14 protein-coding genes are annotated in these 18,263 nt (G+C 67.9%); 13 read left to right on the top strand and 1 reads right to left on the bottom strand.

Annotated elements, in window-relative coordinates:
* The first annotated feature begins 47 nt into the window (after positions 1-47).
* The 10 genes from AB0L57_RS17715 (at position 48) to AB0L57_RS17670 (ending at position 11,610) form a co-directional block, all read left to right on the top strand.
* Positions 48-833, top strand: coding sequence for an FtsQ-type POTRA domain-containing protein (locus AB0L57_RS17715; protein ID WP_364962906.1), 786 nt, complete (start codon positions 48-50; stop codon positions 831-833).
* A gap of 421 nt (positions 834-1,254) precedes the next feature.
* Complete coding sequence (gene ftsZ / locus AB0L57_RS17710; protein WP_364962902.1) at positions 1,255-2,481, top strand: cell division protein FtsZ; 1,227 nt, start codon at positions 1,255-1,257, stop codon at positions 2,479-2,481.
* A gap of 220 nt (positions 2,482-2,701) precedes the next feature.
* Positions 2,702-3,427 carry a peptidoglycan editing factor PgeF gene (gene pgeF, locus AB0L57_RS17705; RefSeq protein WP_364962900.1) on the top strand — a complete coding sequence of 242 codons (726 nt, stop codon included), beginning with the start codon at positions 2,702-2,704 and terminating at the stop codon, positions 3,425-3,427.
* 20 nt (positions 3,428-3,447) lie between these two features.
* Positions 3,448-4,200 carry a YggS family pyridoxal phosphate-dependent enzyme gene (locus AB0L57_RS17700; RefSeq protein ID WP_364963469.1) on the top strand — a complete coding sequence of 251 codons (753 nt, stop codon included), beginning with the start codon at positions 3,448-3,450 and terminating at the stop codon, positions 4,198-4,200.
* A gap of 264 nt (positions 4,201-4,464) precedes the next feature.
* Entirely contained in the window at positions 4,465-5,265 is an 801-nt protein-coding gene (gene sepF, locus AB0L57_RS17695) for a cell division protein SepF (protein ID WP_364962897.1), read from the top strand.
* A 122-nt stretch (positions 5,266-5,387) separates the two neighbouring features.
* Entirely contained in the window at positions 5,388-5,690 is a 303-nt protein-coding gene (locus tag AB0L57_RS17690) for a YggT family protein (RefSeq protein ID WP_025348651.1), read from the top strand.
* A 75-nt stretch (positions 5,691-5,765) separates the two neighbouring features.
* A complete protein-coding gene (locus tag AB0L57_RS17685; protein ID WP_364962894.1) occupies positions 5,766-6,599 on the top strand; it encodes a DivIVA domain-containing protein in 834 nt (277 codons plus the stop codon).
* Between the two features lie 134 nt (positions 6,600-6,733).
* Positions 6,734-6,934 carry a hypothetical protein gene (locus tag AB0L57_RS17680; RefSeq protein WP_364962891.1) on the top strand — a complete coding sequence of 67 codons (201 nt, stop codon included), beginning with the start codon at positions 6,734-6,736 and terminating at the stop codon, positions 6,932-6,934.
* 285 nt (positions 6,935-7,219) lie between these two features.
* Positions 7,220-10,543, top strand: coding sequence for an isoleucine--tRNA ligase (gene ileS / locus AB0L57_RS17675; protein ID WP_364962889.1), 3,324 nt, complete (start codon positions 7,220-7,222; stop codon positions 10,541-10,543).
* Positions 10,544-11,121: 578 nt separating this feature from the next.
* Positions 11,122-11,610, top strand: a complete 489-nt coding sequence (locus AB0L57_RS17670; RefSeq protein ID WP_364963466.1) for an NlpC/P60 family protein — start codon at positions 11,122-11,124, stop codon at positions 11,608-11,610.
* A gap of 48 nt (positions 11,611-11,658) precedes the next feature.
* Here the strand turns inward: AB0L57_RS17670 and AB0L57_RS17665 are convergent, their stop codons facing one another.
* A complete protein-coding gene (locus tag AB0L57_RS17665) occupies positions 11,659-12,537 on the bottom strand; it encodes a UTP--glucose-1-phosphate uridylyltransferase (protein ID WP_364962886.1) in 879 nt (292 codons plus the stop codon).
* Between the two features lie 259 nt (positions 12,538-12,796).
* Here AB0L57_RS17665 and AB0L57_RS17660 point away from each other — a divergent pair, with 259 nt between their 5' ends.
* The 3 genes from AB0L57_RS17660 to AB0L57_RS17650 all read left to right on the top strand — a co-directional run bounded on the left by AB0L57_RS17660 (position 12,797) and on the right by AB0L57_RS17650 (position 18,256).
* Positions 12,797-14,188, top strand: a complete 1,392-nt coding sequence (locus AB0L57_RS17660) for a DNA polymerase IV (protein ID WP_364962883.1) — start codon at positions 12,797-12,799, stop codon at positions 14,186-14,188.
* A gap of 102 nt (positions 14,189-14,290) precedes the next feature.
* Entirely contained in the window at positions 14,291-14,803 is a 513-nt protein-coding gene (locus tag AB0L57_RS17655) for a hypothetical protein (protein WP_364962880.1), read from the top strand.
* Positions 14,804-14,974: 171 nt separating this feature from the next.
* Positions 14,975-18,256, top strand: coding sequence for an arabinosyltransferase domain-containing protein (locus AB0L57_RS17650; RefSeq protein WP_364962877.1), 3,282 nt, complete (start codon positions 14,975-14,977; stop codon positions 18,254-18,256).
* The last annotated feature ends 7 nt before the right edge of the window (positions 18,257-18,263 follow it).

The raw sequence follows: 18,263 nt of genomic DNA, 5'->3' as shown, positions 1-18,263 counted from the left end.
CCCCTGCCCGGCGGCTGCCGCGGTGCGGGCCGGAGAGGGAGGTGGACATGACACGTCGTGTGGCGACCGAGCCGCCCGAGGACGATACCGATCCCGATCCGGATTTCGATCCCGTGGACGCCGGCGAGCGCCCTCCGCGTGGCCCGTCGTGGCTGCGCCCGGCCCCGCCGACCCGGTTGGGGCGAATCCTGTTGTGGGCCGTCCCGGCGGTGGTCGTGGTGATCGTGCTGCTCGCGGTGGCTTACTTCACCCCGCTGCTGTCGGTACGGACGGTGCGAGTCGAGGGGGTGTCGGCGGTACCGGAACAGGATGTGCGCGCGGTGCTCCACATTCCGGACGGCCGATCGATGTTGCGCATCGACACCGATGCGATCGCGCGGCGGGTGGCGGCGCTGCCGAAGGTCCGTTCGGCCCGGGTGCAGCGGGAATACCCGTCCACCGTGCGGGTCACGGTGGACGAGCGGCGGGCTGTGCTGTTCTTCGACAGTCCGCAGGGCACCCATCTGGTCGACACCGAGGCGGTCGAATTCGCCATCGAACCGGCGCCGCCCGGTGTTCCGAAACTCACCACCGATCACCCGGGCGGTGCGGATCCGGCGACCCGGGCCGCGGTCGCGGTGCTCGACGCCGCGCCACCGGCACTGCGTGCGCAGGTGGGAGAGGTTGCGGCGCGGTCGGTTTCGGATATCGAGTTGCAGTTGCGCGACGGGCGTACGGTGGTGTGGGGCGGAGCCGACGACTCCGAACGCAAGGCGGCGGTGGTACTTCCGGTGCTGACGCGCGAGGGAACGGTATTCGACGTTTCCAGCCCCGATCTGGTAACGGTAAGATGATGACACTTGTTGTGCCGTCGCGGTTTTCGACCGGCGGCCGGGAGTCGATGGTCGTGTGTGATGGCCGTGGCGCCTCGGATCGTCCGAGCGCCGCGACCGCGTGCGCGGCCGGTGAATATACGGTCATGCAGATCTCGGGAGCCGATCCCGGTGTCTGCGGTGGCTGTTCGCGATACGATGCCCGACGGGCTCGGACGAGATGGATCACCCAAGATTCTGTCTCTCGTTTCGGCGCGCCTGCGCACGGATCGCGACAGGTGCGAATAGCGTTCCGCACCAGTCGGATACTTGACATAACGCCAACCCTATGGTTCAGGTTTAGGGTTTGTTCGAGTGTGAACCCGGGCGAACCGGAAAACTCGAATCGGCGCGCCGAGCATCCGGAAACGACAGGCTTTGGATCGAAGGAAGGCGAGAGCCCATGACGCCCCCGCACAACTACCTTGCAGTGATCAAGGTCGTCGGTATCGGCGGCGGCGGCGTGAACGCCGTCAACCGAATGATCGAACAGGGACTCAAGGGAGTCGAGTTCATCGCCGTCAACACCGACGCCCAGGCGCTGCTGATGAGTGATGCGGACGTCAAACTCGATGTCGGCCGCGAACTCACCCGTGGGCTCGGCGCCGGTGCCGACCCGGAAGTGGGCCGCAAGGCCGCCGAGGACCACAAGGACGAGATCGAAGAGGTGCTCAAGGGCGCCGACATGGTCTTCGTCACGGCGGGCGAGGGTGGTGGTACCGGAACGGGCGGTGCACCGGTCGTCGCCAGCATCGCCCGCAAGCTCGGGGCGCTGACCATCGGTGTGGTCACGCGGCCGTTCTCCTTCGAGGGCAAGCGGCGCAGCAACCAGGCCGAAACCGGTATCCAGGCGCTGCGCGAATCCTGCGACACCCTCATCGTGATCCCCAACGATCGGCTGCTGCAGCTCGGTGACGCCGCGGTCAGTCTGATGGATGCCTTCCGTTCCGCCGACGAGGTATTGCTCAACGGTGTTCAGGGCATCACCGATCTGATCACCACCCCCGGCCTGATCAACGTCGACTTCGCCGACGTCAAGAGCGTCATGTCCGGCGCGGGTTCGGCGTTGATGGGCATCGGATCCTCGCGCGGTGAGGGCCGGTCGGTCAAAGCCGCGGAGTCGGCGATCAATTCGCCGCTGCTGGAAGCGTCGATGGACGGCGCGCACGGCGTACTGCTGTCGATCGCGGGCGGTTCCGATCTGGGGCTGTTCGAGATCAACGAGGCCGCCTCGCTGGTACAGGAGGCGGCGCACATCGAGGCGAACATCATCTTCGGAACGGTGATCGACGATTCGCTCGGTGACGAGGTCCGGGTCACGGTCATCGCCGCGGGATTCGACGGCGGTACTCCCGCCCGGCGCATCGAACCCGCGAGCCGGGCCAATATCGGGGCCGGCCGGGCCGGGGATGTCGGCCAGACCACGACTCGGAGCCGGGACTTCGGTTCCGCCCGGCAGTCCGAGCCCGAGCGTCCGGCCGAGCCGGCGCCCGCCCGTGGCCCGGCGCCGTCCTACGAACCGCGCCCGGCCACCGAGCCGACCATCGCGCACAACAGCCGCAACCACATCCAGCCGCCCGACGAGGACACCGACGACGACGTGGACGTGCCCTCGTTCATGCGGCGCTGACGCGCACAGTTTTTCGAAGACGACCGAGCCCGCTCCCGCCACGGGGAGCGGGCTCGGCCGCGTCCGGGCGGGCGGAGCGGTTCCGGTCCTGCGGCGGGCTTCTCGTACACCGCCTCGTCGAACTCGGTGATCTCGCACGCCGCCTCGATGGCCCGGCCGATGTGCTGGTCGGTCATCCGGCGATCGCAGCGGGGTCCGCGCGGCTACTACTGTCGGTGACATGACGACTGCTTCGGTCCGGACCCGGCGGGTGACCACCACTCGGGCGGGCGGATTCTCCCGCGCGCCCTACGATTCGTTCAACCTCGGTGATCATGTCGGTGACGATCCGGACGCGGTGCGCCGGAACCGGATTCGCCTGGCGGAGGGGATCGGCCTGACGCCGGACCGGCTGGTGTGGATGGAGCAGGTGCACGGCCGCAATGTCGAAATCGTCGACGGCCCGCGCGCGGAGCCGGTGCCGGTGACCGATGCGCTGGTGACCAGGGTGCCCGGGTTGGCGCTGGTGGTGCTGACCGCCGACTGCGTACCGATCCTGCTCTCCGATGACGAGGCGGGAGTGATCGCGGCGGTGCACGCGGGGCGGGTCGGCGCGCGGATCGGGATCGTGCCCCGGGTACTCGAGGCGATGATTTCGGTTGGTGCGCAACCCGAACGCATCGGCGCCTTCCTCGGGCCCGCCGCCGGCGGTGATCGCTATGAGGTGCCCGCGGCCATGCGCGACGATGTCGAATCGCATCTGCCCGGTAGCGCCACCACCACCCGGCGGGGCACACCCGGACTGGATCTGCGCGCGGGAGTCCGCCGGCAGCTCGAGCAGGCGGGTGTGGGCGGGGTCGCGGTCGACCCGCGCTGCACGATCTCCGACGAGACCTTGTTCAGCCACCGCCGCGGTGCACCGACCGGCCGGATCGCGAGTGTGATCTGGATGGAGGCGGACCGGTGAGCGACGGCGGCGAATCCGGTATCGGCACAAGTGAATCGGACGGCGATGTCACCCGGCAGTCCCGCACGGCCGAACTCGGGGCCGCGCTCACGCAACTGGAGGAACGCATCGATGCGGCCTGCCGGGCGGCCGGGCGTGATCGCGCGAGCGTCCGGTTGCTGCCGGTGACCAAGTACTTCCCGGCCACAGATATCGAGATCCTGTACCACCTCGGCCGCCGGGAATTCGGCGAATCGCGAGAACAGGAGGCCTCCACCAAGGTGGCGTCATTGGGACATCTGGCGCAGATGCGCTGGCACATGATCGGACGTTTACAACGAAACAAAGCGAAATCGGTTGTGCGCTGGGCCGATACGGTGCATTCTGTGGACTCCGACCGATTGGTGAGGGCACTGGACACGGCGACCGCCGTCGCCCGCGACGAGGGCGCGCGCGACGACCGGCTTCGTGTGCTATTGCAGGTCAGTCTGGATCGCGACCCGACCCGGGGCGGTGTCGTGCCGGATGATCTCGCTGTCCTCGCCGATCAGGTCGAAGAAACGGAGAATCTGCAGCTAGGGGGACTGATGGCGATTCCGCCACTCGATGTGGACCCGGATACGGCATTCGCCGAACTGGCCGGTCTGCATCACGCGCTCTTGCGGGCGCATCCAGGCGCGAGCGAATTGTCGGCGGGAATGTCGGGCGACCTGGAGGTCGCCGTTCGACACGGGTCTACCTGCGTGCGTGTCGGTACCGCCCTCATGGGCGCGCGACCGATAACCTCGCAATAGCAAACAAACCTCATCAGTCACATTCGAAACATATGCTTGGGGCTGAGGGGCTGAGCAGGACTTCAACACCCAGGCCAGTCGGGGCCGTAGGAAGGTCGACCAGGATGAGCGAGCGTAGCGAGCGAGTTGTCAACGCAGCCACGAGCGTGCTCGTGCCGGCGGCCGGTGTGAGCGAGGTGGAAGCATGAGCGAGCGTAGCGAGCACACAATCGACGCAGCCACGAGCGTGCTCGTGCTGGAACCGAGCGCTAGCGAGGTGGACGCATGAGCACCCTGCACAGGTTCAAGGCGTACTTCGGAATGGTCCCGCTCGAGGAATACGAAGACGACTACATCGACGACCGCGGTGCCCGCGGCCTCGACGATCGTGGCCCGATGGGGCCGGACGATCGTGGCCGCCGGTCCCGTTTCGCCGACGACTCCTACGACACCGGGCGCTCGCATTTCGGTGATGAGCGCTTCGGCGACGACTCCGGCTATCCGGAACCCGGTTACAAGGCTCCGTATCAGTCCGGGTATTCGGTGCCGCGGCGTTCGGAGTTCGCCGACGAGTCCTACTCCGACGACCGCTACGAGCCGGTGCGCCGCCCGACGCGGATCGAATCCGCGCCGTCGGGCCGCTCCCGCGGACTCGGCGGCGGTACTCCGGTGGTGCGCGGTACCACCCATGGCGCGCTCGCGGTCGATCCCGAGGCCGAGCGGCGGATGGAAGAGCGGAGGCTGGAGGAGCGCGCCCGGTTCGAGCCGGCTCCGCGGCGGACCCCTGTCTTCGAGGACGGAGGTCCGTTGTCCAAGATCACGACGCTGCGTCCGCGCACCTATGCCGAGGCCGCGATCATCGGTGAGCGTTTCCGTGACGGCACTCCGGTGATCATGGACCTGGTCGAGATGAGCAACGCCGACGCCCGCCGCCTGGTGGATTTCGCCGCCGGCCTGGCGTTCGCGCTGCGTGGTTCCTTCGACAAGGTGGCCACCAAGGTGTTCCTGCTCTCACCGTCGGATGTCGACGTATCGGCCGAGGAACGCCGCCGGATCGCCGAAAACGGCTTCTACAACCAGAAATAACGGTCGGACCGGGAGCCGCGGCGCGGCCGCGGCCCTGGTCGATCGGCCGTGACGGGGGATTCGATGCCGCATGGTCGGCGCGGGGAGTTTGCAGGACACCGAATCTGAGGCAAAGTGGACAGGTGGCCTTGTTTCAGGTGCTGTATGTACTCCTCTTCCTCTTCTGGCTGTTGTTGATCAGCCGAGTGATCGTCGAGTTCATCCGTAGCTTTGCGCGTGACTGGCATCCGCGCGGGTTCGTCGCTGTCGTGCTGGAGGCGATCTTCACGATCACCGATCCGCCGGTGAAACTGCTGAGGCGCCTGATACCTCCGGTGAACTTGGGGGGAATTCGACTCGATCTTTCGATTATGGTCCTGCTTTTCATCGTGTTCATTCTGATGTCCATCGTCAGCAGGCTCGGACAGCCGATAGCTCCGGTGTGACAGAATGGGCCGGGAACAAGAGCTTGCTAGAAGATCTACGGTAGATCTCCGTACGAAGCGCGAAGGGATCCTTCCATGCCGCTGACTCCAGCCGATGTGCACAACGTCGCGTTCAGCAAACCGCCGATCGGGAAGCGCGGCTACAACGAGGACGAAGTCGACGCCTTCCTCGACCTGGTCGAACAGGAGCTCTCACGCCTCATCGAGGAGAACGCCGACCTGCGTCAGCGGGTTGCCGAACTGGATGCCGAGCTGGCCGATGCGAAGAAGGCGCGTCCGGCCCCGCAGGCGGTGAAATCCGCTCCGCCGCAACCGGAACCGCCGAAGCCCGTCCCTGTGGCGCCGCCGGTGCCGGTGCCCGCACCGGCGCCCGTCGCGGTCAAGGACAACTCCGCGGCGGATGCGAACCTGCAGGCCGCGAAGGTTCTCAGCCTGGCCCAGGAGATGGCCGACCGGCTCACCACCGATGCCAAGTCCGAGGCCGAACAGCTGCTGTCGAGTGCTCGGGCGAACTCCGAGCGAATGGTCAGCGAAGCGCAGACCCGTTCGGACGCGATGGTCGGCGAGGCTCGCCAGAAGGCCGATTCGATGCTGTCGGATGCTCAGACCCGCTCCGACAGCCAGCTGCGGCAGGCCAAGGAGAAGGCCGACGCACTCCAGGCCGATGCCGAGCGCAAGCACACCGAGATCATGGCCACCATCACCCAGCAGCGCAGTGTGCTGGAGAGCCGGATCGAGCAGCTGAAGACCTTCGAGCGCGAGTACCGCGTGCGGCTGAAGTCCTACCTGGAATCGCAGCTCGAGGAGCTGGAGAACCGTGGTTCGGCGGTTCCGGTCGACGGCGGCGAGGCCTTCGAGGCAGTATCGAACAACCACGCACCGGCGTCGTTCGCCAAGGGCGGTAAATAAGCTCGTTCCGGGTGCCCGCCTCCCCGTCGATCTGCCGGGGGCCGGCGTCGCACACCGCTGTGTGGTCGTAGTTCTGTCGTGCCGCTCGGCCCACCTGGGACGCGGCGGCCGCCCTGCCCGGCTAGGGGGTGACCATGCTCGTCCTGACACTCGTACTCGCCGCGATCGGCTTCGCCCTCCTGGTGACGGCGCTGACGACCGGATCGGTGATCTGGGCGTGGGGGTGCATCGTCGTATGCGTCCTCGGTGCCGTCGTGCTGCTGGTCAGCGCACTTGCCTTCCGGAACCCCGAGGACGACTCGCAGTCACGGCCGGGGCGTCACGCCAGGCGGTGAGCGGGGCACGAAAATAGCGTTGCCCGCACTGGCTACAATCAAACCTGTAGCACGGCAGTGATCCGGTCATCCCCGGGGAGCCTTCGGAAGAACCGCGCCGCCGGCGCTCAGTAGAACCGAACGGGTGAGCCCGTCACAGCTCATAACGAGAGGTCCGCGCGCCGGAGCAGTCCGGGCGGACAAGCGGGGTGGTACCGCGGCAGCGGCGCACAGGCGCCGAGGTCGTCCCCGTGCCCACCGAATGCGCCGATCGGGCGCACTGGCACGAGGGAGACCGCAGCCGCCATGGCGGACCAGACATCCACCCGCAACGCCTATCCCCGCGTCGAATTCAGCGATGCGGATGCCGGCTCGCGGTCGGGCGCGAGCGTGACGTTCCCGGAGCTCGAGCGCCGGGTACTGGAGTACTGGGCGGCCGACGACACCTTCCGCGCGAGCATCGACCAGCGCGGCGAAGCGGTGTCCGCGTCGGCGTCCGCGGGGCCCTCCGTGGGTTCGCAGGCTGCCGCCTCCGGGCCCGTCGCTCCCGCCGAAGAGTTCGTCTTCTACGACGGTCCGCCGTTCGCCAACGGTTTGCCGCATTACGGGCATCTGCTCACGGGATATGTGAAGGATTTGGTTCCGCGGTTCCAGACGATGCGCGGTAAGCGCGTCGAACGGCGCTTCGGTTGGGACACACACGGATTGCCCGCGGAAATCGAAGCGGAGAAGCAACTCGGTATCACGGACAAATCACAGATCGATGCCATGGGGCTCGCGGAATTCAATGCCGCGTGTAAATCCTCTGTGCTTCGTTACACCAATGAGTGGCGTGAGTATGTGACGCGCCAAGCACGGTGGGTCGACTTCGACAACGACTACAAAACCCTCGACCTCGACTTCATGGAGTCGGTCATGTGGGCGTTCAAGTCGCTGTACGACAAGGGGCTGATCTATCAGGGGTTCCGGGTACTGCCCTACAGCTGGTACGAGCAGACACCGCTGTCGAATCAGGAGGCGCGCCTCGACGACGCGTACCGGATGCGCCAGGACCCGGCCGTCACCGTCGACATGGCGCTCACGGTTCCCGCCGATCACCCGTTGCACGCACTCGACGGCGCCAACGCACTCATCTGGACCACGACGCCGTGGACATTGCCCTCGAACCTGGCGGTCGCGGTGCACCCGGACATCACCTATGCCCACGTGCGTGGCAAGGACGGGAAGCGGTATGTGCTTGCCGTCGAACGGGTCTCGCACTACGCCCGGGAGCTGGGGACCGCCGAGGACGGCCTCGAGGTGCTGTCGGAGCATTCGGGCGCGGCGCTCGAGGGCTTGAACTATCGCCCGCCGTTCGACTTCTTCCTCGGCCACCCGAACTCGCACCGGGTACTCAATGCCGACTACGTGACCACCGACTCCGGTACCGGCGTGGTGCATCTGGCACCCGCGTTCGGTGAGGAGGACATGGACGTCGCCTCGTCCTATGGCATCGAAGTGGTGCAGCCGCTGGACGCGGGCGGCAAGTTCACCTCCATGGTGCCGCCGTACGAGGGTCTGATGGTCTTCGATGCCAATCCGGTGATCATCTCCGACCTCAAGGCGGCCGGAAAGCTGTTGCGGCACGAGACGATCGAGCACTCCTATCCGCACAGCTGGCGTTCCGGTCAGCCGCTGATCTACATGGCGGTGCCGTCCTGGTTCGTGGCGGTGACGCAGTTCCGCGACCGCATGGTGGAGCTCAACAAGCAGATCACCTGGGTGCCGGATCACATCCGTGATGGCCAGTTCGGCAAGTGGCTGGAGAACGCGCGCGACTGGAACATCAGCCGCAACCGTTACTGGGGTGCGCCCATCCCGGTGTGGGTGTCCGACGATCCGGCGTATCCGCGCGTGGACGTGTACGGCTCCCTCGACGAGCTCGAGCGCGACTTCGGTGTGCGCCCGGCCGACCTGCACCGGCCGGGGATCGACGAACTGGTGCGGCCCAATCCCGATGACCCGACCGGGAAGTCGATGATGCGACGCACTCCCGAGGTGCTCGACTGCTGGTTCGAGTCGGGGTCGATGCCCTACGCCCAGGTGCACTATCCGTTCGAGAACAAGGAGTGGTTCGACGGCGGCGCCGGTACATCCGGTACCGACGGCGGCGCCGGTACATCGGAGACGGCGGGATCGTCGTTCGCTCGTCCGCACAGCCCGGGCGATTTCATCGTCGAGTACAACGGCCAGACCCGTGGCTGGTTCTACAACCTGCATGTGCTCTCGACCGCGCTGTTCGACCGCCCGGCGTTCAAGTCCGTTGTGGCACACGGCATCGTGCTCGGCGACGACGGGCTCAAGATGTCGAAGTCCAAGGGCAACTACCCCGACGTGAACGAGGTGTTCGACCGCGATGGCTCCGATGCCATGCGGTGGTTCCTCATGGCGTCACCGGTACTGCGCGGTGGCAACCTGATCGTCACCGAGCGAGGTATCCGTGAGGGCGTGAGCCATGCGCTGCGCCCGCTGTGGAACGCGTGGACCTTCCTGCAGCTCTACGCATCCCGGCCGGGGCAGTGGCGGACCGACTCGCAGCATGTCCTCGACCGCTACATCCTCGCCAAGCTGGCGCAGACCCGCGATGTCATGACCGAGGCGCTCGAGGCGTACGACATCGCCACGGCCTGCGACGAATTGCGCTCCTTCGCCGACGCGCTCACCAATTGGTATGTGCGCCGGTCGCGTTCGCGCTTCTGGGAAGAGGACCGCGACGGCATCGACACCCTGCACACGGTGCTCGAGGTGACCACCCGGCTGGCGGCGCCGCTGCTGCCGTTGGTCACCGAGGTGATCTGGCGGGGTCTGACCGGCGGCCGCTCGGTACACCTCACCGACTGGCCTGCCGCGGAGGAACTGCCGCACGACGCCGACCTGGTCACCGCCATGGACGAGGTGCGTACCGCGTGCTCGACGGTGCTGAGCCTGCGCAAGGCGCAGAATCTGCGGGTGCGGTTGCCGCTGTCGGAGGTCACCGTGGCCGCCGCCGACGCGGACCGGCTGCGGCCGTTCGCCGATCTGATCGCCGACGAGGTCAACGTCAAGCGGGTCGATCTGACCACCGATGTGGCCGCGCACGGTCGCTTCGAGCTCGTCGTCAACGCCCGCGCGGCGGGTCCGCGGCTGGGCAAGGACGTGCAGGGTGTGATCAAGGCGGTCAAGGCCGGTCAATGGCGTGAGGACGACGGGGTGGTGCGGGCCCTGGTACCCGGCCACGAGGACGGGATCGCGCTGCTGCCCGAGGAGTACACCCAGCGCCTGGTGGCCAGCGAACCCGAATCCACCGCCGCCCTGCCCGCTAACGCCGGTCTGGTGGTACTGAACTCGGAGGTCACCGAGGAGCTCGAGGCCGAGGGCTGGGCTCGGGATCTGATCCGGGATCTGCAGGAGACCCGCAAATCGCTGGGTCTGGACGTCTCCGATCGCATCACCGTGGTGCTCGAGGTGCCCGAGGAGCGGTCGCAGTGGGCGCGGACCCATCGCGACCTCATCGCCGGGGAGATCCTGGCGACCGAGCTCGGTTTCGGGCCCGCGGGTGCCGCCGCGGCCGAGCTGGTCGGCGGCGTCCGCGCCGCGATCACCAAGGCCTGATCACGACCCGCGCCCGATCCGGCAGCTACCGGATCGGGCGCGCCGGTCGATACCGCCTTCGATGGGCGGATTCGTGCATCGGGATGTGCGCGGACAACAGTGCCAGGTCGATTTGCGGGGCAGCGTGACTCGGCGTGTTCACCCCGCTTGACCCGCGGATACGCCGATTCCAGGGCGAGCCGGCGTGGCGTTGTGGCTGATCGTGCGCGCGACCGGGGGTGGGACCGGTGAGGCCGGACATGGTCACGGTTGCGGATTGCTACTTGTGGTGTGGGTGTTACTTGCGCTAAAACAGCTATGTCACAGCAACCGTCACTGTTTAGTTGAGCTTAGGTCTTTTCCGGATCGACCCCCGATGAAGAACTGCACTACCAGGTAGTTGACCGGCTGAGATGCCCGTGGGGAAGCGGCCATCCCGAGTCCATGTGTGTGCTGTGCGATCGCCGGTCGGCGTGCCCTGGTCGATGCATGTCATACCGAAGGGCGAGCACATGGCACTGTCATCCGTGCGCGGATCCGCGCACGCCAGATTCTCCCGGTATCTGCTGGCCGCGGTCGCGGCAGCCATATCGCTCACGATGTGGGCGGGCCCGGCGCTCGCGGTTCCGGCGGATACCGCAGGCTCCTCCGGGTCCGCGGACACCGGCAGCGATTCGGGCTCGGGTTCGGGGTCGGCATCCGGCAGTGCCAGCGGCTCGGCAGTACTGCCGGTGCCCAGCATGCGCGCGATGATCGCCCTGAATGTCGCCGGATCCCAGGCGGGCAAGCCCTACGAATGGGGCGGTACCGGCCCGAACGCGTACGACTGCTCGGGGCTGGTGCAGTGGGCCTTCCGGCAGGTCGGAATCGCGCTGCCGCGCACCACGTGGGAACAGGCACGTGCGGGCAGTGCGGTGCCGTTCGGGTCGATGATGCCCGGTGATGTGGTCATCGTGAACACCGACGGCTCCCACGAGGGGATCTACGCCGGTGGCGGGATGCTGCTCAATGCCTACGCACCCGGGGTGCCGATCGGGCTGACGCCACTGGGCGAATTCGACATCTACGCGATTCGCCGTTTCTTCTGACGGGAACGACCGGGCGGCGGGCGGCTGAGGGACCGCCCGCCGGGTGGCTCACTCGGCGCACAGACCGCGCAGCAGCGGGCCGTAGTCGGGATGGGACAGAGCCGAGGCGAACTGCGCGGTGAGGTAGTCTGCGGGGTTACCGGTGTCGTACCAGCGCCCGCGAATCACCTGTCCGTACACCGGATTCGAGGCGGCGAAGATGTTGATCGCGTCGGTGAGGTACACCTCGCCGGTGCGGTGGGTGTACCAGCGATCGACCTGTGCGCGCAGCTCGTCGATGATGCCGGGGGTGACCACGTAGCCGCCGATGGCCGCGAACGACGAGGGCGCATCCTCCGGCTTGGGCTTCTCGCGCAGCCCGCTGATCCGCATCAGGCCGGGTTCGAACGAATCCTCGACGACCGGCACGCCGTACCGCTGGGAGTCGGCCGGATCCATCGGCATCAGGGCCAGGACGGGCGCATCGGTCTTGTTGTAGGCATCGATGAGCTGCTGTGCGCGCGGTACGTCGGCGACGAACACATCGTCGGGCCACAGCACCAGCATCGGCTCGTCGCCCAGTGTGCGCGCCGCGTTGAGCACGGGCGTGCCGTTGCCGTACGGGCCATGCTGGTCGAGGTAGGTGATGTGGCCGACGCGGCCCAGCTCACCGACCTCTTCGACGGCATCGGCATAGGCGGCTTTGCCGTCGGCGCGCAACTGGGCCACCAGGGCCGGGTTGGGGCGGAAATGATCCTGGATGAGTGACTTCCCGCCGCTCACCACGATCGTGATGTCGGTTATCCCCGAGGCCACCAGCTCGCGCACGGTGTGCTCGATCACCGGTTTGTCGCCGACCGGCAGCATCTCCTTCGGGATGGCCTTGGTCAGCGGCAGCAGGCGGGAGCCGATACCGGCGGCAGGGATCACAGCCTTGCGGATGGTCATGAACCGATCATCACACACTCGGGCCGTCGGACATGTCGGTCCCCGGGCGTAGATTTCCGGATATGGCTTCTGTCCCCGGTCCGGCTACGCTACGGCTCGCACCTGGTCAAGGGGTATTTACCGGGGTCTGGGCGGATAGCCGTAGGGGTCGCGGGGTGCGCTCGGGCGCACAGGAACCCAGCAGCAATTCCGGCGCCGGCGCGGTGTCCGGTCCGGTGGGTGCCGCCGGTGCCGCGACGTCGGGCCCGCGGGGGCGGCGGTGAGCGCTGGGCCGGCGGCTGCCGCCGGGGCGGTGGCGCGGCGCTGGGTGCTGCACATCGATATGGACGCGTTCTTCGCCTCGGCCGAACAGCTCACCCGGCCGACCCTGCGTGGCCGTCCCGTCCTGGTCGGCGGGATGGGCGGGCGCGGCGTGGTGGCCGGTGCCAGCTATGAGGCCCGGGTATTCGGTGCGCGCTCGGCGATGCCCATGCATCAGGCCCGGCGGCTCGTCGGTGTCACCGCGGTGGTGATTCCGCCGCGCGGGGCCGTCTACGGCGAACTCAGCGGACAGGTCTTCGACACGCTGCGCGCGCGGGTGCCGGTTCTGGAGACGCTGTCGTTCGACGAGGCCTTCGCCGAGCCGGCCGAACTCGCGGGCGCGAGTGTGGCGGGGGTCGGCGACTTCTGCGAGCGGTTGCGTGCCGCGGTGCGGGAACGGACGGGGCTGGTGGCTTCGGTGGGGGCGGGCACCGGTAAGCAGCTGGCCAAGATCGCCTCGGGGATGGCCAAACCCGATGGTGTGCGGGTGGTTTCACCCGCCGAACAACAGGCGCTGCTGTCGGGATTGCCGGTGCGCAAACTGTGGGGGATCGGCCCGGTCGCCGAACACCGGTTGCGGTCGGTGGGGATCGAGACCGTGGGCGCTTTCGCGAATCTGCCCGAACCGGAGGCGGTTTCGCTGCTGGGCGGCAGTGTCGGCGCGGCACTGCACCGGCTCGCCCGCGGCATCGACGACCGGCCGGTCGCCGAACGGGCCGAGGCCAAGCAGATCAGCGCCGAGACCACTTACGAGAGCGATATCGTCACCATGGCGCAGCTGCGACCGGCGATCGAGGCGATGGCCGCGGCCGCCCATCGCCGGCTGCTGAGTGACGGCCGGGCGGCGCGCACCGTGGTCCTGAAACTCAGGAAGAGCGATATGGGGATCGTGACGCGGTCGCTCACCCTGCCCTATGCCACCGCCGACCTCGCGACCCTGACCGCCGCGGCGCGGCGATCGGCCATCGATCCGGCCGAATTGGGATCCATTCGGCTGGTGGGTGTGGGATTCGGCGGGCTGTCGGTGGTCCGGCAGGAGTCTTTGTTCCCAGAGCTGGACAGAGACGCCGGCACCGTTCGCGGCACGGTGTTCGAGGAACCCGTCGCCACCGCGGTGCCCGGCGTCGATCCGGTCGTACCACCGGCCACCCGCTCCTACACCTCCGAATTCTGGTATCCCGGGCGTGATGTCGCCCATCCCGAGCATGGACACGGCTGGGTGCAGGGCAGCGGGCACGGCCGCGTCACCGTCCGTTTCGAGACCCGCTCGACAGGGCCGGGCCCGGCGTATACCTTCGCTGCCGACGACGACGATCTCACCCCGGCCGATCCGCTCCTTAGTCTTCGTTGAAATTCGGCGGGTAGCGTGAGGCCACTCGTGCACTGCCGCCGATCGGGTGGGAGCTGTCACGTGAACGGAACCCGAGACCAACTCGAACGCAAAGGACGAGCATTGAAGCTTCAGATGACTGGACGCATCGCGGTCGCCACCCTGGCTGTCGTGGCTGCGCTGGGCATGTCTGCCTGCGGTAGCGGCGACAAGCACACGACGAGCCACAAGGCCGCGACGAGCAAGGCGGCGGCGACCTCGGCCGCCAACATGCCTCCGGTGCCGACGGCTGCCGATCTGAACGCGGAATTGACGCAGGCGCTGGACCCGAACGTGCCGGCCGAGCAGAAGGCGCAGTGGCTCGAGGACGGCCAGGAGGCGCTGGCCAAGGACCCCCAGATGATGGGGAACCTGACCAACGCGTATCAGCAGAACAACGCCACGATCAACGTCACCCAGGTGCAGTACCTGGGCGGCGACACACTGACCGCGAAGGCGGATTTCTCGGTCAACGGCGGCGCGCCGAACTCGGTGGACGTTCCGTTCGTCGCCCAGGACGGCCAGTGGAAGCTGCAGAAGAGCTGGGCCTGCGCCGGCCTGAAGAACCTGGGTCAGCAGTCGCCCGCGTGCGAGTAGGTCCCGTTCCGTCTCCGAGGCCGGTCACCCCCAGGGTGACCGGCCTCGGGGCGTTCGGTGGGCGATGACGTGGCACTATGCCGCGGCGCCTGCCGGGAGAAACTAAACAAAGACTGAGAAAGGTCGGACGACTTCGTTCGTTCCCAGGGCCCCGCGCTAGCATCTGCGTCCGTGACCGACACGATGGTGAGGGCGGACGATACGCCCGCTGCAGGACAGGGGCACCGGGTCGACCGGTCACGATTCGCTCGCTGGGCGCAGCCGATCGCGCTGATCGCCGGACTGCTGGGCGCCCTGTGTGCCATCGCGGTGCCGCTGCTGCCGGTCCAGGTCGACCGCACCACGCTGTCGTGGCCGCAGGAGGGATCCACCCGCGGTATCGACGCGCCGCTGGTGTCCTATGCGCCGCTGACCTTCGACGCCACCGTGCCCTGTGCCGCGATGTCGCAACTGCCCGCCACGGGCAGCACCCTGACCGCCACCATGCCCGCGGGCGCACCGAATCAGGAGCGGTACGGATTCGTCGCCCGGGTCCGGCCCGGAACCGACGGCGCGCCCGGGCAATTCGAGGCGGTGCTGCGCAATCAGTCGCTGGTGAGCGTGCCCGTCGATCGACTCGGCGCCGATTGCGTGCTCACCGTGCACTCCGAAATCTCGCACACCACCGCGACTTTCACCGGAACCGACGCGAAACCGGTGACACTGCAAGGCGATTGGCGCCCACAACTGGTGGGCGTGTACAGCGATTTGACCACGGCCGCGGGCACCAGCGTGACCGCCGAGGTGGACAGCCGGTTCTCGGTGGTACCCACCGTGATCAAACGAGCGGTGACCGTGCTGGCGGTGGTGTTCACCCTCATCGCACTGGCGGCGCTGTTCCGCCTGGACCGGCTCGACGGCCGTCGCATCCGGCGCTGGCTGCCGCAGCGGTGGTGGACCTTCGGACCGGTCGACGCGGTGGTGCTCGGCAGCCTGGTGCTGTGGCACTTCATCGGATCGACCACCTCCGACGACGGCTATCAGTTCGGCATGGCGCGGGCCTCGCTCGTGTCGGGCTACATGGCCAACTACTTCCGGTTCTTCGGTGTGCCCGAGAACCCGGTCGGCACACCGCCGTACGACATCATCGCGCACATGACCGAGATCAGCACCGCCAGTCCGTGGATGCGGCTGCCGACGCTGGCCGCGGCGCTGGTGACCTGGCTGGCGCTGAGCCGGGAGGTGATCCCGCGGCTCGGGGTGGCGGTGCGCCACGACCGGGTGGCGGTGTGGACCGGTGCGCTGATCTTCCTGGCGGTCTGGCTGCCGTACAACAACGGATTGCGGCCCGAGCCGGTCATCGCGGTCTGTGTCCTGCTCACCTGGTGTTTCGTCGAACGTTCGATCGCGACGCGACGGTTGCTGCCGTATGCGATCGCGATTCTGGTGGCGGCCTTCAGCTTCACCGCCGCGCCCTCGGGCGTGATCTGCGTGGCACCCCTGCTGGCGGGTATGCGGTCGGTCTTCCGATTCGGTGGTGCCCGGGCCCGGGAACTGGCCGCCGATCCCGACACCGGCCGGCGGCGCTCCCGCTGGGCGCTGGTGCACGGTTATGGCGCCCTGCTGGCGCCGCTGGCCGCCGCCGGTGCGCTGGTGCTGGCCTTCGCATTCGCGGTGCAGCCGCTGGCGGCGATGTTCGAGATGCGCCGCGTGCACACCGCGGTCGGGCCGTCGGATCCCTGGTACAACGACTATCTGAACTATCAGTGGCTGTTCATGCCGACCGCCGACGGCTCGATCGGCCGCCGCTTCGGCATGGTGGCGTTGTGGCTGGGCCTGCTGGTCTGTGTGTTCGTGCTGCTGCGTAAGGGGGGACGGATTCCGTTCACGGCGGGTGGCCCGGCGCGGCGCCTGCTCGGCATCACCTTCGCCTCGATCCTGCTGATGGCGACCACGCCCACCAAGTTCACCCACCACAACGGTGTCTACGCCGGGCTCGCGGGTGCGGTGGCGGTGCTGACCGCGGTCGCGGTCGGGCCACGGGTGATGCGCTCGCCGCGCAACCGGGCGTTGTTCGGCGCGGTGGTGGCGTTGGTGATGGCCCAGATCTTCACCAGTGTCAACGAATGGTGGTATGTGTCCAGCTACGGGATTCCGTGGTGGGACAAGCCGCCGTCGGTCCACGGGATCGGGATCAGCAAACTGTTCCTGCTGGTCGCGGTCGTGCTGCTCGCCCTGGCGGGGTGGTGGCATGTGCGGGCGCCGGAACCCGGTACGCCGCACCGGATCTCGCGCTCGGGCTGGCGCTGGGCCAAGATTCCGCCGCTGACCGTGGCCGCGGCGCTGCTGGTGGTGTTCGAGATCGCCTCGTTCGCCAAGGGCGCGGTCGCCCAGTATCCGGCGTACTCCCTGGCTCGCTCGAATGTCGACGCGGTGCTGGGCGACCCGTGTGGACTGGCCGACGACGTCCTGGTCGAAACCGATCCGAACGCCTCGATGCTGGCCCCGCTGACCGGCGACCCGCAGACGACGTTCACCGCCGGGGCCACCGGATTCGTGCCCAACGGTGTCGGCGATCTGACACCGGACGGCGAACCCACCAACAGCAGCAGTATCTCCAGCGCCTTCGACAGCGGGAAGAACAACGGCGAGGCCGGCACCCAGACCGCCGGTGCGCCACTGCCGTTCGGGCTGGATTCGGCCACCACGCCGGAACTGGGCACCGCCGGTGAACAGGATCCGGCGGACCTGACGACCGGGTGGTACAAGCTGCCCGATCCTGCCGAGCGTTCCGGCATCGTGTCGATCACCGCGGCCGGGCGGATCCGCTCGATCGACTCCGACGGTGTGATCACCCCCGGCCAACGGGTCGAGATCGAGTACGGCAGTACCGATTCGGCGACCGAGGCCCATCCGCTGGGTTCGGTGATACCGATGGACATCGGCCCGACGCCGTCGTGGCGCAATCTGCGGGTGCCGTTCGGCCAGATTCCCGCACAGGCGAATGTGATCCGGGTCGTCGCGCAGGACACCAATCGCGATCCGAACCAGTGGGTGGCGCTGACACCGCCGCGCATGCCACGCACCACGACCCTGCAGGACATGGTGGGCTCGCAGAGTCCGGTGCTGCTGGATTGGGCTGTCGGCCTGCAGTTCCCGTGCCAGCGGCCCTACGACCACAAGGACGGGATCGCGCAGGTACCCGGCTGGCGCATCCTGCCCGACCGGCCGGCGGCCCACGACACCACACTGTGGGAGAGCCACGAGGGCGGCGGCCCACTGGGCTGGAGCCAGGAACTGCTGGCCTCGCAGACCCTGGCCACCTATCTGAAGGACGACTGGCGCCGGGACTGGGGCGAGTTGCAGCGCCTCACACCGCGTGACACCGGCGCCGGCGCGGCGAATCCGTCGATCACCCGGCAGACGCGCGGCGGGATGTGGAATCCCGGGCACATCAATACCGCCTGGGGCTGAGCGGGGA

Source organism: Nocardia sp. NPDC052254 (assembly GCF_040679495.1).
Classification (GTDB): domain Bacteria; phylum Actinomycetota; class Actinomycetes; order Mycobacteriales; family Mycobacteriaceae; genus Nocardia.
Note: the sequence above shows the minus strand (reverse complement) of the source record. Positions and strands in the feature narration are given on the sequence as shown.